This is a genomic window from Sulfitobacter sp. F26204, from assembly GCF_026410305.1.
Classification (GTDB): Bacteria; Pseudomonadota; Alphaproteobacteria; order Rhodobacterales; family Rhodobacteraceae; genus Sulfitobacter.
In genome coordinates this window covers 102415-119742 of record NZ_JAPMLQ010000007.1, presented here as the reverse complement: position 1 = coordinate 119742, position 17328 = coordinate 102415, and the positions used below count along the sequence as shown (strand labels likewise).

Genomic DNA, 17328 nt, shown 5'->3' with positions numbered 1-17328 from the left:
CTCCCCGTGGGAATAAATAGTTCAAAGCGCCAGTTTCACGATGGCAAAAACGCCAACGGCTGCAGCACCATAGCTCAGGCAGGTCATCAGAATAATTGCCACCTTCTGACTTATGCCGTGTACATAATCTTCGATCAGGGTCTGAACGCCATCATTGAAATGCTTGAACCCTACGGCAATCGTCAAAGCTGCGATGATCGCAGGGCCCGGACGACTGTAATAGGCCAGGATTTCCTCGTAGGTGCCGCCAAGAGCGGAACCGAAGGTGAATACAAACAACGGGATCAGGATCAGCAAGGCAACCGAGCTGACCTTCATCGACCAGTAATGCGCCGTACCTGTCTTTGCAGAGCCAAGCCCCATCGCGCGTTTGCGATCTGTAAGATATGCCATTTCTATCCCCCTTATACGGCCAGTACGGTAAAGATCGTCAACAAGACCGATCCACCAATACAGGCCCAACCCAGCTTCTCGGCCGTCGGGATGTCCATCCCGTGACCCGCATCCCAGATCAAATGCCGAACCCCTGCCAAGGTGTGATACCATAACCCCAGAACAGAAAAGAACATGATCAGGTCGCCAAACCAGCTGGTTACAAAACCATTGGCAATTGCAAAATAGTCGGGCGAACTGGCCGCGGCCAGAAACCACCAGACAATCATCAATGCCGCGACCAACATGGCATTCCCCGTGATCCGAGTCAGGATCGAGGTCATCGAGGTCAATTGCGGACGGTAAATCGTCAAATGGGGGGACAGGGGACGATTGCCCCGGTTTACATCGGCCATGGCACGGGTCCTTTACGGTGGCTGCGTATTGTCGACTTGGCTACCTTCGACTCATAACGCTTTTTGAAGTGGTGTCACGGGGGTTCGCGAAATTGACGCACGCCCCGACAGACAAATAACATTAAAATCGGCTGATTGCCTGATAACAACAATGATTTGTGATCACGTGGTATTTAACTGTGATCACAGACTATTGGGAATTGTCGAGACGACTCAGCCGCTTTGTTGTTTCGCGCTGCAATTTACGACGTATTTTTTCGGGATAATCGGCAAACCCATTGGCGGTGATCACAAATGCCCCCTCTCCTACGATCAAATTCTCGTAAAAGTAGGCTGTCAAATCCGTATCATCGGTCTCGATCGCCAGAGCGTTCACAGTGATACCCGACAGTCGCATGGATTGTCGCATTTCGCGTGGCAACTGGCCCTCGTTCGAAACTCCGTCACCAGAAACATCGATAACGTGGCGTTTACACCAGACGACCTGGGTAAAACTTTCGGCAGACAGGTCAAGTGCTTCGCCGATCGCAGTAGAATAATTGCGCCATTTGCGGGGATCGGAGACAATTGCATCTGCCAGCGCTCTGACGTCATCAAACGAGGTGATCGGCGTCCAGGGAATTGTTTGGGCCTGACGCGACGAACCGGACCATTGGACCAAGCTGACATGTGCCTCCTGATCAATCAGGGCATCAACGACAATCCCATCCAGCAATGCGGCAGCCAACCCGTCCATTTGCATGCGATATTCAGTTTGATCAACCGACCCAGACACATCCACGGCCAAAACGAGTGCCAATCCGCAAGCAGTTGCGCAGGAAGGGAAAACGGCACAGCAGAGGAACAGGAGCAGGCGCATGCCTCAGCTTAGGCCAACCGCCCTGCTGACGCACCTCTCTTTTGCGCGAGGGGTCATTCGACCGCCTGAGTACGCAAAACGCGCCCCGAAACGGGACGCGTTCAAGCTGTCGAAACAGAATATTGCGTCAGGTCAGGCTATCATCGATGGATTTGCAGGCATCAACCAAACCTTTGACGGCGTTTACAGAATTATCAAACATCGTCTGTTCATCCTTGTTCATCTGGATCTCGACCACACGTTCGATGCCGCCGGCGCCAATCACTGTGGGCACGCCAACATAAAAACCGTCAAGACCATAGGCACCATCGACATAGGCCGCGCATGGCAACACGCGTTTTTGGTCTTTCAAATAGCTTTCAGCCATTTCGATCGCAGATGTGGCCGGTGCATAAAACGCAGAACCGGTCTTCAGCAGGCCAACGATTTCCGCACCACCGTCTCGGGTCCGCTGTACGATGGCATCCAGTTTTTCCTGTGAAGTCCAGCCCATTTTTACAAGATCCGGCAGGGGAATGCCGCTAACGGTAGAGTAGCGCACCAGTGGCACCATCGTGTCACCGTGCCCCCCCAGAACAAAGGCCGTAACGTCGCGCATCGACACCTTGAATTCATCGGCAAGGAAATGGCGGAAACGGGCGGAATCAAGTACACCAGCCATACCGCAGACCTTTTCATGCGGCAGACCAGAGAATTCGCGCAACGCCCAAACCATTGCATCCAACGGGTTGGTGATACAGATCACAAAAGCGTTTGGTGCATGCGCCGCGATCCCCTCGCCGACGGATTTCATTACTTTCAGGTTGATGCCGAGAAGATCGTCACGGCTCATCCCCGGCTTGCGGGCGACCCCGGCAGTAACGATGCAGACATCGGCATCGGCGATATCCGCATAATCCTGTGTGCCGGACACTTCCGCATCAAACTTGGCGGACGGACCTGATTCTGCGATGTCGAGCGCCTTTCCCTGTGGCACGCCCTCAGCGATGTCAAACATGACGACGTCGCCCAATTCCTTGATGGCTGCGAGATGCGCAAGCGTGCCGCCGATTTGTCCGGCGCCGATCAGCGCGATTTTGGCTCTGGCCATGATGTCTCTCCATGAGGTTAATTTGCCGACGAGATAGCGAAATGCGCAGCAGCCTGCAAGCAGCGTGGTTTCGTAACCCTGGACCGTTTCCAGTCGGCAGGCACGCCACAAAGTGTTCCTGTCACCCTTGAACCGTTTAATATCAAGCAACTGCAACAGGTTTCAGGTTTGGTAACCTGGTTTTGCCCGCAATTCATATTGTCGATGTTCCTGATCAGAAAAACTGCTTACATCTGATTTATGGTAGATCTTGATCTGTATTTCTTTTGTATTGCCGGACCAGCTGTCATTTTTGCAGGTGTTTCCAAGGCGGGATTTGGGTCAGGGGCTGCATTTGCTTCAGCAACGGTCCTGGCGCTTGTTGTCGAACCCGGCATGGCCCTTGGGATCATGCTGCCGTTGTTGATGTTAATTGATGTCAGTTCCCTCAAACCCTATTGGCGCAGGTGGAGCACCCCGGACGTGAGATTGCTGGTCATTGGCGGATTACCGGGCGTCGTCGCAGGCGCGCTGTTGTATCGCGTAGCCTCGCCCGATTTGCTTCGACTGTTGATTGGCAGCGTTTCTGTTGTCTTTGTGTTATGGCGAATTTCGCTGGCAACAGGTGCCGTGCGGATCACAAATGAACGTATGCCGGACAGTGCTGGCCTGCTCTTTGGAACGATCGCTGGGTTCACGACTTTTATCAGCCACGCGGGCGGTCCACCCGCTTCGATATTCTTGTTGAGCCGAGGATTGACCAAGACCCAGTTTCAGGCCACCACCGTGATCCTTTTCTGGATGCTCAACATCGCGAAGTTTCTTCCCTATGCGGCTCTTGGAATGTTCACATCCCAGAGCTTTCTGGCAAATATCGTCCTGGCCCCCTTTGCGCTGCTGGGAACTTGGATCGGTGTGCGTGCCCATCACATTGTGCCAGAGCGACTGTTTTTTGGCACCACATATGTTCTGTTGATGGTGACAGGCACCAAACTCATCTGGGATGGATTAGTTTGATTTCAGCATCGTAAAAGCGCGCAAGGCGAACCTCGGGCCCGCCTTGTTTCATCATCAAATTTTACGGCTCAATGCCAGGTTAAGCGTCCTTGCCCTTTGCTGGCTTGGCTTCGGCCAGGACTTCGAACGCCTGACCGGATGCGACCAAACAGGTCAGCCCACCAGCTACCGTCACTGTAATGGTCCAACTGCCAGTCTGCTCGGAAGCAAAAACCTCGACGATTGCATTGTTTGCCCCAAGCCCCATCATTTGCCGCGTTTCACCATAACCTTCCGCCAATCGTGCCACTACAGTATCGTGCGCGGCGCAATTTCTACCGATTTGTGCCGTGGCGGTCGTGACGGAAGCCACATTCAACACCATTCCAGCCAGTAGACTGCCCAGCTTGAACGTCATCCCAAGTCTTCCCATCTTGCGCGCCTTTCTAAACATAACAGGCCCCACGGAGAGCGGAGCAATTCCGGATTTTCCTTTGGAACCAGGAGGACCGGTTCCTGAAACTCATGCGCCGACCCGAGCCGGATTCCCGAAAGCTTTGGAGGAGCAGACCTTTCCAGCGGCGCGATGCGTATAGACTGCGGATCAGCCCTGAAATAATGGTTAACGCGGCGGTCGCAGGTATTACGCGACAGGACTTTGCTGCATCGCGGCGAAAATGCGCTTGTACTTTTCGCAAAATGCTGGCCCTTTATGCGCAACATTATATCACAGACGGAAACTCCCCATGCCCAAGATCACTCGCCCGCTGCGTTCTGTCCTTTATATTCCCGGCTCTAAGGACCGTGCGCTGGACAAGGCACGGAACCTGCCCTGCGATGCAATCATCTTTGATCTCGAAGACGCAGTGACTCCTGATGAAAAATCCGCGGCGCGGACAACCCTGGCTGCGGCGTTGCAAGCGGGCGGCTATGGCAAACGCTACAAGGTGATCCGTATCAACGGGCTGGATACAGAATGGGGGGCCGATGATGCAGCGGCAGCAGCGACCATGGGCGCGGATGCCATCTTGTTGCCAAAGGTCGGAAACCCTGCGGATCTCGAAGCGCTGGCCGCGATTGTCGGTGACATTCCCCTTTGGGCGATGATGGAAACGCCAGGTGCGATGCTGAACGCGCCTGCGATTGCGGCGCATCGCCAATTGCAGGCGATGGTCATGGGAACCAATGATCTGGCCAAAGATCTGCAAACCCGATTTCGCCCCGACCGCCTGCCGTTGATGGCGGGGCTTGGTCTGTGTGTGCTGGCCGCCAAGGCACATGGCTGTGCGATCATCGATGGCGTCTATAATGCCTTCAAGGATGATAAGGGGCTGAAGGTCGAAAGCGATCAGGGCCGTGATATGGGTTTCGACGGCAAGACCTTGATCCATCCGGCGCAATTGGACGTTGCCAATACGGCATTCTCACCCTCTGATGAAGAGGTCGACCTGGCCAGACGCCAGATCGCTGCATTGGAAGAAGTCGAAGCCACCGGGCAGGGTGTCGCGGTGGTGGATGGCAAGATCGTTGAAAACCTACATGTTGCCACGGCACGCGAAACATTGGCAAAGCTGGATGCAATCGCAGCCCTGAACGCGGAGTGACCTAATGACCCTTCTTATCCTCGGCCTGATCCTTTGGATCGGTGCACATTATTTCAAACGCCTTGCGCCTGACGCACGAAGTGCACTTGGCATGCCGGGCAAAGGCATTATTGCTGTTGTCATTGTTCTTTCTCTTGTATTGATGATCATTGGCTATCGAAGTGCGGATTTCATTGCCGTGTGGACGCCCCCTTCGTTTCTGACGGGCATCAACAATCTCGCCATGCTGCTGGCATTCTGGGTCTTTGGGTCATCCGCTGCCAAAGGCGCAAAAGCATGGCCAGCATACAAAACCCGCCATCCGCAACTACTTGCTGTTAAGATCTGGGCTGCTGCGCATCTCTTGGTAAACGGCGATCTGGCCTCGATCATCTTGTTCGGTGGGATGCTGGCCTGGGCCGTGGGGTCGGTGATCCTGATCAACCGCGCCGCACCTGAATGGGTGCCCCCCGCCCCTGCCGGCCGCCCGACCTACATCCGCCTTGCCGTAATTTCGCTAGTCCTGTTCACCCTCACGGTCGCAATTCACATGTGGCTGGGCGTTTCGCCCTTTTCTGGCTAAGGAAACTGTCATGAAACTCTATCGCTTTCTGTCCGAAGAAGACACATCGGCATTTTGCCACAAGGTCACGGATGCCTTGAACAAAGGATGGGAACTTTACGGGTCCCCGACACAGACATGGGACCATAAGGCAGGCGTCATGCGTTGTGGCCAATCGGTCGTGAAGGACGTCGAGGGCACCTATACCCCAGACACCAAACTAGGGGCGCATTGATGAGCAAGACAAATTCAGGCCGGTTTTTTGAAGACTACCACGTTGGTGAAACATTGCATCATGCTGTGCCACGTACGGTCACGATGGGGGAACGCGCCCTCTATCACATGCTTTATCCGGCGCGCCACGCACTGTATTCGTCGGACGAATTTGCAAAATCCTGCGGCCTGCCGTTCAGCCCGCTGGATGATCTGATTGCCTTTCATATCGTCTTTGGCAAGACCGTGCCGGATGTATCGCTGAACGCTGTCGCCAACCTCGGTTATGCTCAGGGGCGCTGGCTGGCCCCAGTCTGGCCTGGCGACACTCTGCGCAGCCAATCCGAGGTGATCGGTCTCAAGCAGAACTCCAATGGCAAGACCGGTGTGGTTTATGTGCGTACGACAGGCCTGAACCAGCACGATGAACCGGTCTTGGAATATGTGCGCTGGGTGATGGTGCGCAAGCGTGATCTGGACGCAGCCGCGCCTGAAACAATGGTGCCCGACCTGCCAGATGCGCTTGATGCGAATCAGCTGGTGATCCCGGAGGGCCTCGATTTCACCAACTATGAGTTTTCACTCGCCGGTGAGCCGCACCGCTGGGGCGACTATGAGATCGGTGAACAGATTGACCATGTCGATGGCGTCACGGTTGAAGAAGCCGAACACATGATGGCCACCCGCCTATGGCAGAACACCGCCAAGGTACATTTCGACACCTCTGCCCGACCCGACGGCACACGGCTGATCTATGGCGGTCATGTCATTTCGATGGCCCGCGCCCTATCGTTCAACGGACTGGCCAACGCTCAGATGATCGTCGGGCTGAATGGTGGCGCGCATGCGAACCCATGTATTGCTGGTGACACAATCCGTGCCTGGTCTGAAGTGATAGACAAGGCTGAAACCGATGCGCCAGGTGTCGGTGCCCTCCGGTTGCGTCTGGTGGCGACCAAAGGCGGCGCACTTTTCGATCTGCGCAACACAGAGGGTAGATACCAACCGGATGTCCTTTTGGATCTGGATTACTGGGCATTAATGCCCCTTTGAAACGGTCATCGCGGCCCAACACGGCGCATGAACCAGAAGAGAGCGGCACGGCAATATTGCCCAATCGGGTCATTATGATATTTCCGAGCGGGTCCAATTCGACCTGCAACAAGCGATTCCCGCTTATATGGTCGCTTTGTGATCACACGTTTTTCAACTGTGATCACAAATGTCGCTTTCTGCTGGCAATGTATTCAAAACTGCTCAAAGCTTGCTTTGAACCATAAGACTCACCAGCTGCCAATTGGTGACTTGAACAAATACGGGACCGCTTTTCATGAACATCCACGAATACCAGGCGAAAGCCCTTCTGCGTAGCTATGGCGCACCTGTCTCAGATGGCCGCGTTGTCCTCAAGGCCGAAGATGCCAAGACAGCAGCCGGCGAAATGGACGGCCCGCTTTGGGTTGTGAAAGCGCAGATCCACGCTGGTGGCCGCGGCAAGGGCACATTCAAAGAGGCCGATGCCGGTGATGCGGGCGGCGTTCGGCTGGCCAAATCAGTGGAAGACGCGGCAGAACAAGCCAAGAAGATGCTGGGCCGCACCCTGGTCACGCATCAGACCGGCCCCGCAGGCAAACAGGTCAATCGGATCTACATCGAAGACGGTTCCGGCATCGAAACCGAACTCTACCTCGCGTTGCTGGTGGATCGTCAGACATCTCGTGTGTCGTTTGTTTGTTCGACCGAAGGCGGCATGGACATCGAAGAAGTCGCAGCCAGCACTCCCGAGAAAATCCTCAGCTTCTCGGTTGATCCGGCTACTGGGTATCAAGCCTTTCACGGTCGCCGCATCGCATTTTCGCTTGGCCTGGAAGGCAAACAGGTCAAACAATGCGTCGGCCTGATGGGTTTGCTCTACAAGGCATTTCTTGAAAAAGACATGGAGATGCTTGAAATCAACCCCCTGGTGGTCACGGATACCGGAGATCTGAAAGTGCTTGACGCCAAGGTCAGTTTTGACGGCAACGCAATCTATCGCCATCCAGACATCAACGAATTGCGCGACGAGACCGAAGAAGATGCCAAGGAACTTGAGGCTTCGAAGTATGACCTGAACTACATCACGCTTGATGGTGAAATCGGCTGTATGGTCAACGGTGCGGGACTGGCCATGGCCACCATGGATATTATCAAGCTTTATGGTTCCGAACCCGCCAACTTCCTTGATGTCGGTGGCGGCGCCACCAAAGAGAAAGTGACCGAAGCCTTCAAAATCATCACCTCCGATCCAAAGGTCAAAGGCATCCTTGTGAACATCTTTGGCGGCATCATGCGCTGCGATGTGATCGCCGAAGGCGTTGTCGCCGCGGTCAAGGAAGTCGGTCTGAAAGTGCCGCTGGTTGTGCGTCTCGAAGGTACGAACGTGCAGCAGGGCAAAGACATCATCAACAACTCCGGTCTTGACGTGATTGCGGCGGAAGACCTGAAAGACGGCGCACAGAAAATCGTGAAAGCGGTTAAAGGCTAGGTCCGGAACAAGGAATGCAGGGATGCCTTCGGCTCTGACAGTCGCTTATGCGCTTGGCCTTACTGCCCTCATCGGGGCGGCGGGCGGTGCTATGGCGGATCAGACACCCGTAGCAATCACCGCCTTCAATGCCTGGTGTTTCAAAGCCGGGCAAACCGAAGCGGAGGCACGCAAGAACATGAGGGCAGACACCGCGTCTTTTGAGTTGTCATTCTGGGATGACAGCCTTGAACCGCGCCCCACAGATGCCCCTCGAGGTGTCGAACGGCGCTGCGAGGTGGTCTTTGAGGGGGCACATTCCCTCCAGGCCATCACCGCATTGCGCAGACAGATGCAAACACCGCCGGTGTTTGGCACCAAAATACCACTGCCTGACACCCACACGGCGTTAGAAGGCACCGCATTGATCGAAGGGCGTGCTCTATTGCAAGGTCGCGTCGCGGTCGTTCATGTGGGTACACGTGATCAAAACGGCAAGAAAACTACATTTATGGCTGTGGACCGTCTGTATGACGGCCTCGGTCATACGAATTGAATTTACGAAGGGACAACAGGATGACAACGATCCGTTTCATAGCAGGAACCGCACTGATTGCGACCTTGGCCGCATGTGGCGGAGGTGATTTCACAGTGCGCGACGGGCCGCAGGCTGTGCATCCCAGTTCTTCCGCTCTGGCGCGCGGCACCCAGCAAGGCGAGACATCAACAGGTGAAGCCGTCTTTTACATACCTGTTGCCGACCCTGTCGCAGCCCCTTGTGATCAAACCTATTCCTGCGGCCAGCCCGTATCCCACTACGGCGCGAACGACGGCTCAACCCCCATTATTGACTGATCCAAATCCGGCGGTTCACGCCTCATCGAAACCAGATCGAATACCCAACAAGGAGACGCCTCAATGGCAGTACTCGTAGACGAAAATACCAAAGTCATCTGTCAGGGCCTTACCGGCTCGCAGGGGACATTCCACACTGAGCAGGCCATTGCCTACGGCACCAAAATGGTCGGTGGTGTTACCCCGGGCAAAGGGGGGCAGTCCCATCTTGATCTGCCGGTTTTCAATTCGGTCCACGAGGCGATGCATGTCACTGAGGCGAATGCTTCGGTCATCTATGTACCCCCGCCATTTGCTGCGGATTCCATCCTTGAAGCCATCGACGCAGGAATGCCACTGATCGTCTGCATCACCGAGGGCATCCCGGTGCTGGACATGATGCGCGTGCAACGTGCGTTGGAAGGGTCCAAATCTCGTTTGATCGGCCCGAACTGTCCCGGAGTGATCACGCCGGATGCCTGCAAAATCGGCATCATGCCAGGCCACATTCACCAGCGCGGCTCTTGCGGCGTTGTCTCTCGCTCGGGCACCCTGACCTATGAAGCGGTCAAGCAGACCTCCGATCTGGGCTATGGCCAATCCTCTGCCGTGGGCATTGGTGGTGATCCGATCAAGGGCACAGAACATATCGATGTCCTTGAAATGTTCCTGGCGGATGACGAAACACAGTCAATCATCATGATTGGCGAGATTGGCGGTTCTGCGGAAGAAGAAGCCGCACAATTCCTCGCCGACGAGAAAAAGAAAGGCCGCTGGAAGCCCACCGCTGGTTTCATTGCAGGCCGCACCGCCCCTCCCGGCCGCCGCATGGGCCACGCCGGCGCGATCGTTGCCGGCGGCAAAGGCGGTGCCGAGGACAAGATCGAAGCGATGAAATCCGCCGGTATCGTTGTGGCGGACAGCCCAGCGACCCTGGGAGAAGCGGTGAAAGAAGCCATCGAAAAGGGTTAACTCAACGGTTGGGCGTTCCTGCCCGATCCAACCACCAAATAGGATAAGGGAGCATAACATGACCATGGATTTTCCCACTGCCGTACGTACTTGCCTGACGCAAAAATATGCTGATTTCAAAGGCCGCGCCTCGCGGTCAGAATATTGGTGGTTTTTCCTTGCTGTCTTTATAGGCGCGGTTGTGACTCAACTGATTTGGGGTTTGCTTTATCTGATCTTTGCGCTTGCTATCCTTTGTCCGGCGCTTGCGGCTGCCTTTCGCCGCTTGCAGGATACGGGCCGACCAGGGTGGTATGCCGTGATCCCTTTCGGTCTCAGCCTGCTTATCACAGTGATTGCACCGGACATCCCAACAGAAGACGCCATTGCAGCCGGCCAAATGCCCGACGCCGGCAATATGATCCTGTTTGGCCTGCTGTCTCTTGTTCAACTGGTCATCAGCCTGCTGTTTCTGTGGTGGCTCACACGGCCGTCACAACCTGAAACCAATGCATACGGGCCACCACCGACATCACTGACCTGACCCTTCCTTCCCCTGCAAGCCCCGACCTTATATCGCTAGGTAACGCCATGACCGAACAACCTGCTAACGCAAATTTCCACGCGTCTTCCTTTATGGAAGGCGAAAATGGGGAATATCTTGAAAAGCTTTATGCACGCTTTGCTTCTGATCCGTCTTCCGTAGACGAGGCATGGCATGTGCTTTTCAAGGCCATGGGTGACGAACGCAAGACGGTCGAAGCTGAGGCCGCCGGCCCATCCTGGGCACGGCGCGATTGGCCTCCTTCCCCGCAGGGCGAAGTCATTGGCGCATTAACAGGCATCTGGCCGGACCCTGTCGAAGCACAGGCCGCCGGGGACAAGATAAAAGCGAAGGCAACGGAACAGGGTGTCGCCGTCAGCGACGAACAGATCAGGACCGCGGTGCTGGATTCGATTCGTGCCTTGATGCTGATCCGGGCCTATCGCATTCGCGGCCACCTCGCGGCGGATCTTGACCCGCTGGGCATGCGCGACATGGGCGACCACCCTGAACTCGATCCCAAGGCATATGGTTTTACCGATGACGACATGAACCGTCCGATTTTCATCGACAATGTGCTGGGTCTGGAAGTCGCCACGCTGAAACAGATCGTGGACATCGTGAAATCCACCTATTGCGGCACCTTTGCGCTGCAATACATGCATATTTCAAACCCCGAAGAAGCAGGTTGGTTGAAAGAACGCATCGAAGGTTACGGCAAGGAGATCGCCTTTACCAAGAACGGGCGCAAAGCGATACTTGGTTCGCTTGTGGAGGCCGAAGGCTTTGAGAAATTCCTGCATGTCAAATACATGGGAACCAAACGGTTCGGCCTGGACGGCGGTGAAAGCCTTGTCCCCGCGATGGAACAGATTATCAAACGCGGCGGCCAGTTGGGTGTCAAAGAGATTGTCATCGGCATGCCGCACCGCGGGCGCTTGTCTGTACTGGCAAATGTCATGCAGAAACCCTATCGTGCCATCTTTAACGAATTTCAGGGTGGCAGTTTCAAACCCGAAGACGTCGATGGCTCTGGTGATGTGAAATATCACCTTGGGGCTTCTTCTGACCGCGAGTTTGATGATAACACGGTGCACCTGTCGCTGACTGCGAACCCCTCGCATCTTGAGGCAGTGAACCCTGTCGTGATCGGCAAGGTCCGCGCCAAACAGGACCAAAGGAAAGATACCGAGCGTATCTCCGTCATGCCTGTGCTTTTGCACGGTGACGCTGCTTTTGCGGGCCAAGGTGTTGTCGCCGAGTGTTTCGCTTTATCCGGGCTCAAGGGTCACAAGACCGGGGGCACGATGCACATCGTGGTCAACAATCAGATCGGTTTTACCACCGCTCCCCATTTTTCACGCTCTTCGCCATATCCGACAGACAATGCGTTGGTGGTGGAAGCCCCGATTTTCCATGTGAACGGCGATGATCCAGAGGCCGTCGTTCACGCTGCCCGCGTCGCCACAGAGTTCCGCCAGAAGTTCCACAAGGATGTCGTGCTCGACATCATTTGTTACCGCCGCTTTGGTCATAACGAAGGCGACGAGCCGATGTTTACCAACCCGGTGATGTATAAAAAGATCAAAGGCCACAAGACCACGCTCAGCCTTTATGCTGAACGGCTGGTCAAAGATGGCTTGGTGCCCGAGGGCGAAATCGAAGACATGAAGGCCGATTTCCAAAAACGGATGAATGACGAATTCGAAGCCGGCAAGGAATTCCGCCCGAACAAGGCTGACTGGCTGGACGGAAAATGGTCGCATCTGTATAAACTCGGTACAAAATACCAGCGCGGGAAAACAGCCGTAAAGCCCGAGACCATTGCGGAAATCGGCAAGTCCCTGTGCAAAGCACCTGATGGCTTTCCTCTGCATAAGACTGTCGGGCGTTTGTTGGATGCAAAAGCCGAAATGTTCAAGGCTGGCAAGGGCTTTGACTGGGCAACCGCCGAAGCACTGGCTTTCGGCTCTTTGCTGACCGAAGGTTACAAGGTCCGGCTCGCTGGACAAGACTCGTCGCGCGGGACGTTTAGCCAGCGACACTCTGCCCTGATCAATCAGGAAAATGAAGATCGCTATTACCCGCTTAACCACATACGCGAAGGCCAGGCTGAATACGAAGTCATCGATTCAATGCTGTCGGAATATGCGGTGCTGGGTTTTGAATATGGCTATTCTCTGGCCGAGCCCAACGCTTTGACCCTTTGGGAAGCACAATTCGGTGATTTCGCAAACGGCGCACAGATTATGTTCGACCAGTTCATCAGTTCCGGTGAATCCAAATGGTTGCGCATGTCCGGGCTCGTTTGCCTGATGCCACACGGCTATGAAGGACAAGGGCCGGAACATTCCTCTGCCCGTCTGGAACGGTTCCTGACAATGTGTGGCGGCGACAACTGGATTGTTGCCAATTGCACGACGCCTGCAAACTATTTCCATATTCTGCGCCGTCAGTTGCACCGCAGCTACCGTAAACCACTGATGTTGATGACGCCAAAGTCGCTGCTGCGTCATAAGATGGCTGTCAGCACGGTCGAAGAATTCACCACAGGTTCTTCTTTCCACCGTGTCCTGTGGGACGATGCCCAGCACGGCAATTCCGATACGTCCCTGGTCCCAGATGACAAGATCAAGCGCGTCGTGATGTGTTCGGGCAAGGTTTACTACGACCTGCTTGAGGAACGCGATGCACGCGGTATCGACAACATTTACCTGCTGCGCTTTGAACAGTTTTATCCTTTCCCCGCTCAATCCGCGGTCAAGGAATTGGAACGGTTCAAGAATGCCGATATGGTCTGGTGCCAGGAAGAGCCCAAGAACCAGGGCGCATGGTCATTCATTGAGCCCAATATCGAATGGGTTCTGACCCGTATCAAAGCCAAACAATCACGGCCGACCTACGTCGGTCGCGCCGCTGCTGCCTCGCCTGCCACGGGTTTGGCCAGCATGCACAAATCACAGCAAGCCGCCCTCATCGACGAGGCGCTGACACTTGAAGGATCAAAGAAATGACCGAAGTACGCGTACCCACGCTGGGCGAATCCGTGACAGAAGCCACCGTTGCGACATGGTTCAAGAAACCAGGTGACACCGTCGCGGTGGATGAAATGTTGTGTGAGCTGGAAACCGACAAGGTAACTGTGGAAGTGCCCAGCCCTGTCGCGGGCACCCTGTCAGAAATCGTCGCCGCAGAAGGCGAAACTGTCGGCGTTGATGCTTTGTTGGCCAATATTTCTGAAGGTGACGCTGGATCAGAAGCCGCACCAAAGGCAAAAGAAGCGGCCAAGGACGAAGCAGCCACCAGTCAAGCACCGCGTGATGAGGGCGGCGCATCTGTTGATGTGATGGTCCCGACCCTCGGCGAAAGCGTGACCGAAGCGACGGTCAGCACTTGGTTCAAGAAAGTTGGTGACAGCGTTGCACAGGACGAGATGCTCTGTGAACTGGAAACCGACAAGGTGAGCGTCGAAGTGCCAGCCCCTGCTGCTGGCATCTTGGCCGAAATTCTTGCCGAAGAAGGCAGCACGGTTGAGGCCTCTGCAAAACTGGCGGTGATCTCTTCCGGCGATGGGGCCGCCGCTACGGCCAAAGAAAGCGAAGCCGCACCTGTCGCAAGTGGTGATGCGGGCGGCAAAGACGTCGAAGACGCGCCCTCAGCGAAAAAAGCAATGGCCGAAGGTGGCATCAGCCGTGACGCGGTTACCGGCACAGGCCGCGATGGCCGTGTGATGAAAGAGGACGTTGCCAAGGCAATCGCCGCCGGTGGCACCACCTCTGCCGCGCCCGCCAAGCCAGCCGCGCCGCGCCCACCTTCTGCTGCGGAAGATGCCTCGCGCGAGGAGCGCGTGAAAATGACACGCCTCAAGCAAACAATGGCGCGTCGTTTGAAAGAGGCGCAGAACACTGCCGCCATCCTGACAACCTTCAACGAGGTTGACATGACCGAGGTGATGGCGATCCGGAATACCTATAAGGCCGACTTTGAAAAGAAACACGGTGTGCGCATGGGCTTTATGTCCTTCTTTACCAAGGCCTGCTGCCATGCGCTCAAGGAAATCCCCGAGGTCAACGCCGAGATCGACGGCACCGATGTGATTTATAAGAACTACGTGCACATGGGCGTCGCTGCGGGCACGCCCACGGGCCTTGTGGTGCCGGTAATTCGTGACGTCGATACGATGTCATTCGCCGAAATCGAAAAAGGCATCGGTGAAATGGGCAAGAAAGCCCGCGATGGCAAGCTGACCATGGCGGACATGACCGGCGGCACCTTCACCATTTCCAACGGTGGCGTCTATGGTTCGCTGATGACCGCGCCCATCCTGAACCCGCCACAGTCCGGCATCCTTGGCATGGCGAAGATTCAGGACCGTGCAATGGTTGTGGGCGGGGAAATCGTGATCCGTCCGATGATGTATATCTCTTTGTCCTATGACCACCGGATCATCGACGGTAAGGGCGCTGTGACGTTCCTTGTACGGGTCAAGGAGATGCTGGAAGACCCACGGCGGTTGTTGATGGATTTGTAACGTTTGCCGGGGCCTCCACCCCGCGTTAAGATTTTAAAGCTGGGGGGTGCGCGCCTCCCTGACTTAACCGTTATAGGACTTTGACATGACTGCCGAACTCACCGCACTCACCCTCGCCGCGCTCCTGCAAGTCGTGCAATTCGTGCTCTATGCCGTTGCCGCAACCAAGGAAATCGGCATGGGCTACACCATGTCAGCGCGTGACAAGGAGCCGAGCCGCCCGATGTCAAAGCGCACCGCACGCTTGGGTCGCGCTTTCGACAACCACTTTCAGGGGCTGATCCTTTTCGCCATCGCCGTTGGGGTGGTCCAGATGTCCAGCCAGAACTCCGGCTTTACCGCAATTTGCGCCTGGGCCTACCTGATCGCCCGCGTGCTTTATATCCCTGCGTACGCTTACGGCTGGACCCCGGGCCGGTCCCATATCTGGTTCGCAGGCTTTCTCGCTACATTCTTCATGCTGCTTGCAGCGCTTTTCTAATTCCCAAGGAGACCCTCCATGTCCAGCTATGACGTCATCATCATCGGCTCCGGCCCGGGCGGCTATGTTGCCGCCATCCGCTGCGCGCAACTGGGCCTGAAAACCGCCTGCGTCGAAGGCCGCGAGACGCTGGGCGGCACCTGCCTGAATGTTGGCTGTATTCCTTCCAAAGCGCTGCTCCACGCAAGCCATATGCTGCATGAGGCAGAGCATAACTTTGCCGAGATGGGGTTGAAGGGCAAAAGCCCCTCGGTAGATTGGAAACAGATGCTCACTTACAAACAAGGCACCATCGACACAAACACCAAGGGCATCGAGTTTCTGTTCAAGAAGAACAAGATCGACTGGCTCAAAGGCTGGGGGTCGGTTCCCGAAGCGGGCAAGGTCAAGGTTGGTGATGAGATCCATGAAGCAAAGAACATCATCATTGCCACGGGGTCCGAGCCTGCATCACTACCGGGGGTCGAGGTCGACGAAAAGGTTGTCGTGACGTCTACAGGTGCGCTGGAACTGGGCAAGGTGCCAAAAAAAATGGTTGTCATCGGTGCTGGTGTCATCGGGCTGGAACTGGGCAGTGTCTATGCCCGCCTCGGTACGGAGGTCACCGTTATCGAATTCCTTGATGCCGTCACACCGGGCATGGATCCCGAAGTGCAGAAGGTTTTTCAGCGGATGTTGAAAAAACAAGGCATGAAATTCGTTATGGGGGCAGCGGTGCAAAAAACCGAAGCCAACAAAACCAAAGCCAAAGTGCAGTACAAGTTGCGCAAAGACGATAGCGAACATGAGTTGGATGCGGATGTTGTGTTGGTCGCGACAGGTCGCAAACCTTTCCATGACGGATTGGGTTTGGAGGCGCTTGGCGTCGAAATGACAAAGCGCGGTCAAATCGCAGTGAATGAAACCTGGGAAACATCCGTCAAAGGCATCTATGCAATCGGAGACGTGATCGAAGGACCGATGCTGGCCCACAAAGCCGAAGATGAAGGCATGGCCGCTGCCGAAACCATCGCAGGGAAACATGGCCACGTGAATTACAACGTGATTCCGGGGGTCATTTACACGCATCCCGAAGTCGCCAATGTGGGCGAAACTGAAGCAACGCTGAAAGAGTCGGGCCGCGCCTATAAGGTTGGGAAATTTTCCTTCATGGGCAACGCCCGTGCCAAGGCGGTTTTTGCAGGTGACGGATTTGTTAAGATCCTGGCAGACAAGGAAACCGACCGTATCCTGGGCGCACATATCATAGGACCGGGTGCAGGTGATCTGATCCATGAGGTCTGCGTCGCCATGGAGTTTGGTGCGTCAGCCGAAGATCTGGCCATGACCTGTCATGCCCATCCAACCTATTCCGAAGCAGTCCGGGAAGCGGCTTTGGCCTGTGGTGATGGTGCGATCCACATGTAATCAATCA

At 55.4% G+C, this 17328-nt stretch carries 19 protein-coding genes; 14 read left to right on the top strand and 5 right to left on the bottom strand.

Annotated features, from left to right (window positions below):
- Positions 1–21 precede the first annotated feature (21 nt).
- The 4 genes from sdhD to mdh all read right to left on the bottom strand — a co-directional run bounded on the left by sdhD (position 22) and on the right by mdh (position 2737).
- Complete coding sequence (sdhD, locus tag OS190_RS15830; RefSeq protein ID WP_267159692.1) at positions 22–393, bottom strand: succinate dehydrogenase, hydrophobic membrane anchor protein; 372 nt, start codon at positions 391–393, stop codon at positions 22–24.
- 11 nt (positions 394–404) lie between these two features.
- Positions 405–788, bottom strand: coding sequence for a succinate dehydrogenase, cytochrome b556 subunit (gene sdhC / locus OS190_RS15825; protein WP_267159691.1), 384 nt, complete (start codon positions 786–788; stop codon positions 405–407).
- A gap of 190 nt (positions 789–978) precedes the next feature.
- Positions 979–1587, bottom strand: a complete 609-nt coding sequence (locus OS190_RS15820; protein WP_323370728.1) for a DUF1194 domain-containing protein — start codon at positions 1585–1587, stop codon at positions 979–981.
- Positions 1588–1774: 187 nt separating this feature from the next.
- On the bottom strand, positions 1775–2737 hold the full coding sequence (gene mdh, locus OS190_RS15815) for a malate dehydrogenase (RefSeq protein ID WP_267159689.1): 963 nt from the start codon (positions 2735–2737) through the stop codon (positions 1775–1777).
- Positions 2738–2977: 240 nt separating this feature from the next.
- Here mdh and OS190_RS15810 point away from each other — a divergent pair, with 240 nt between their 5' ends.
- Positions 2978–3733, top strand: coding sequence for a sulfite exporter TauE/SafE family protein (locus OS190_RS15810; RefSeq protein WP_267159688.1), 756 nt, complete (start codon positions 2978–2980; stop codon positions 3731–3733).
- Positions 3734–3812: 79 nt separating this feature from the next.
- On the opposite strand, the gene OS190_RS15805 is transcribed toward OS190_RS15810, so the two are convergent.
- Positions 3813–4145, bottom strand: a complete 333-nt coding sequence (locus OS190_RS15805) for a hypothetical protein (RefSeq protein ID WP_416237416.1) — start codon at positions 4143–4145, stop codon at positions 3813–3815.
- A 313-nt stretch (positions 4146–4458) separates the two neighbouring features.
- Between OS190_RS15805 and OS190_RS15800 the strand changes: the two genes are divergently transcribed.
- The 13 genes from OS190_RS15800 (at position 4459) to lpdA (ending at position 17321) form a co-directional block, all read left to right on the top strand.
- A complete protein-coding gene (locus tag OS190_RS15800; RefSeq protein WP_267159687.1) occupies positions 4459–5316 on the top strand; it encodes an HpcH/HpaI aldolase/citrate lyase family protein in 858 nt (285 codons plus the stop codon).
- Between the two features lie 4 nt (positions 5317–5320).
- Positions 5321–5878: an NnrU family protein gene (locus OS190_RS15795; RefSeq protein WP_267159686.1), complete on the top strand. Its 558-nt coding sequence runs from the start codon at positions 5321–5323 to the stop codon at positions 5876–5878.
- Positions 5879–5888: 10 nt separating this feature from the next.
- Complete coding sequence (locus tag OS190_RS15790) at positions 5889–6092, top strand: DUF1737 domain-containing protein (RefSeq protein ID WP_267159685.1); 204 nt, start codon at positions 5889–5891, stop codon at positions 6090–6092.
- A complete protein-coding gene (locus OS190_RS15785; RefSeq protein ID WP_267159684.1) occupies positions 6092–7123 on the top strand; it encodes a MaoC family dehydratase in 1032 nt (343 codons plus the stop codon). Before OS190_RS15790 ends, OS190_RS15785 begins: the two co-directional genes overlap by 1 nt.
- Before the next feature lie 277 nt (positions 7124–7400).
- A complete protein-coding gene (sucC, locus tag OS190_RS15780; RefSeq protein ID WP_267159683.1) occupies positions 7401–8594 on the top strand; it encodes an ADP-forming succinate--CoA ligase subunit beta in 1194 nt (397 codons plus the stop codon).
- 22 nt (positions 8595–8616) lie between these two features.
- Positions 8617–9129 (top strand): hypothetical protein, encoded by a 513-nt coding sequence (locus OS190_RS15775; protein WP_267159682.1) that lies wholly within the window; start codon positions 8617–8619, stop codon positions 9127–9129.
- Positions 9130–9149: 20 nt separating this feature from the next.
- Positions 9150–9428, top strand: coding sequence for a hypothetical protein (locus tag OS190_RS15770; RefSeq protein WP_267159681.1), 279 nt, complete (start codon positions 9150–9152; stop codon positions 9426–9428).
- A 63-nt stretch (positions 9429–9491) separates the two neighbouring features.
- Positions 9492–10379 (top strand): succinate--CoA ligase subunit alpha, encoded by an 888-nt coding sequence (gene sucD / locus OS190_RS15765; protein WP_267159680.1) that lies wholly within the window; start codon positions 9492–9494, stop codon positions 10377–10379.
- Positions 10380–10437: 58 nt separating this feature from the next.
- Positions 10438–10902, top strand: a complete 465-nt coding sequence (locus OS190_RS15760) for a DUF805 domain-containing protein (protein WP_267159679.1) — start codon at positions 10438–10440, stop codon at positions 10900–10902.
- Between the two features lie 47 nt (positions 10903–10949).
- Positions 10950–13916 carry a 2-oxoglutarate dehydrogenase E1 component gene (locus OS190_RS15755; RefSeq protein ID WP_267159678.1) on the top strand — a complete coding sequence of 989 codons (2967 nt, stop codon included), beginning with the start codon at positions 10950–10952 and terminating at the stop codon, positions 13914–13916.
- Entirely contained in the window at positions 13913–15433 is a 1521-nt protein-coding gene (gene odhB, locus OS190_RS15750) for a 2-oxoglutarate dehydrogenase complex dihydrolipoyllysine-residue succinyltransferase (RefSeq protein ID WP_267159677.1), read from the top strand. The genes OS190_RS15755 and odhB overlap by 4 nt, the downstream gene beginning before the upstream one ends.
- A gap of 85 nt (positions 15434–15518) precedes the next feature.
- Positions 15519–15914 carry an MAPEG family protein gene (locus OS190_RS15745; protein ID WP_267159676.1) on the top strand — a complete coding sequence of 132 codons (396 nt, stop codon included), beginning with the start codon at positions 15519–15521 and terminating at the stop codon, positions 15912–15914.
- 18 nt (positions 15915–15932) lie between these two features.
- On the top strand, positions 15933–17321 hold the full coding sequence (gene lpdA, locus OS190_RS15740; RefSeq protein ID WP_267159675.1) for a dihydrolipoyl dehydrogenase: 1389 nt from the start codon (positions 15933–15935) through the stop codon (positions 17319–17321).
- The last annotated feature ends 7 nt before the right edge of the window (positions 17322–17328 follow it).

Excerpts from the sequence above, each read along its gene's own strand:
- OS190_RS15770 (WP_267159681.1), top strand. The coding sequence starts at position 9,150 with ATGACAACGATCCGTTTCATAGCAGGAACCGCACTGATTGCGACCTTG.
- OS190_RS15760 (WP_267159679.1), top strand. The coding sequence starts at position 10,438 with ATGACCATGGATTTTCCCACTGCCGTACGTACTTGCCTGACGCAAAAA.
- lpdA (WP_267159675.1), top strand. The coding sequence starts at position 15,933 with ATGTCCAGCTATGACGTCATCATCATCGGCTCCGGCCCGGGCGGCTAT.
- sdhD (WP_267159692.1), bottom strand. The coding sequence starts at position 393 with ATGGCATATCTTACAGATCGCAAACGCGCGATGGGGCTTGGCTCTGCA.
- mdh (WP_267159689.1), bottom strand. The coding sequence starts at position 2,737 with ATGGCCAGAGCCAAAATCGCGCTGATCGGCGCCGGACAAATCGGCGGC.
- OS190_RS15755 (WP_267159678.1), top strand. The coding sequence starts at position 10,950 with ATGACCGAACAACCTGCTAACGCAAATTTCCACGCGTCTTCCTTTATG.
- OS190_RS15745 (WP_267159676.1), top strand. The coding sequence starts at position 15,519 with ATGACTGCCGAACTCACCGCACTCACCCTCGCCGCGCTCCTGCAAGTC.
- OS190_RS15800 (WP_267159687.1), top strand. The coding sequence starts at position 4,459 with ATGCCCAAGATCACTCGCCCGCTGCGTTCTGTCCTTTATATTCCCGGC.
- OS190_RS15775 (WP_267159682.1), top strand. The coding sequence starts at position 8,617 with ATGCCTTCGGCTCTGACAGTCGCTTATGCGCTTGGCCTTACTGCCCTC.
- odhB (WP_267159677.1), top strand. The coding sequence starts at position 13,913 with ATGACCGAAGTACGCGTACCCACGCTGGGCGAATCCGTGACAGAAGCC.
- sdhC (WP_267159691.1), bottom strand. The coding sequence starts at position 788 with ATGGCCGATGTAAACCGGGGCAATCGTCCCCTGTCCCCCCATTTGACG.
- OS190_RS15810 (WP_267159688.1), top strand. The coding sequence starts at position 2,978 with ATGGTAGATCTTGATCTGTATTTCTTTTGTATTGCCGGACCAGCTGTC.
- sucC (WP_267159683.1), top strand. The coding sequence starts at position 7,401 with ATGAACATCCACGAATACCAGGCGAAAGCCCTTCTGCGTAGCTATGGC.
- OS190_RS15785 (WP_267159684.1), top strand. The coding sequence starts at position 6,092 with ATGAGCAAGACAAATTCAGGCCGGTTTTTTGAAGACTACCACGTTGGT.
- OS190_RS15795 (WP_267159686.1), top strand. The coding sequence starts at position 5,321 with ATGACCCTTCTTATCCTCGGCCTGATCCTTTGGATCGGTGCACATTAT.
- OS190_RS15805 (WP_416237416.1), bottom strand. The coding sequence starts at position 4,145 with ATGGGAAGACTTGGGATGACGTTCAAGCTGGGCAGTCTACTGGCTGGA.
- sucD (WP_267159680.1), top strand. The coding sequence starts at position 9,492 with ATGGCAGTACTCGTAGACGAAAATACCAAAGTCATCTGTCAGGGCCTT.
- OS190_RS15790 (WP_267159685.1), top strand. The coding sequence starts at position 5,889 with ATGAAACTCTATCGCTTTCTGTCCGAAGAAGACACATCGGCATTTTGC.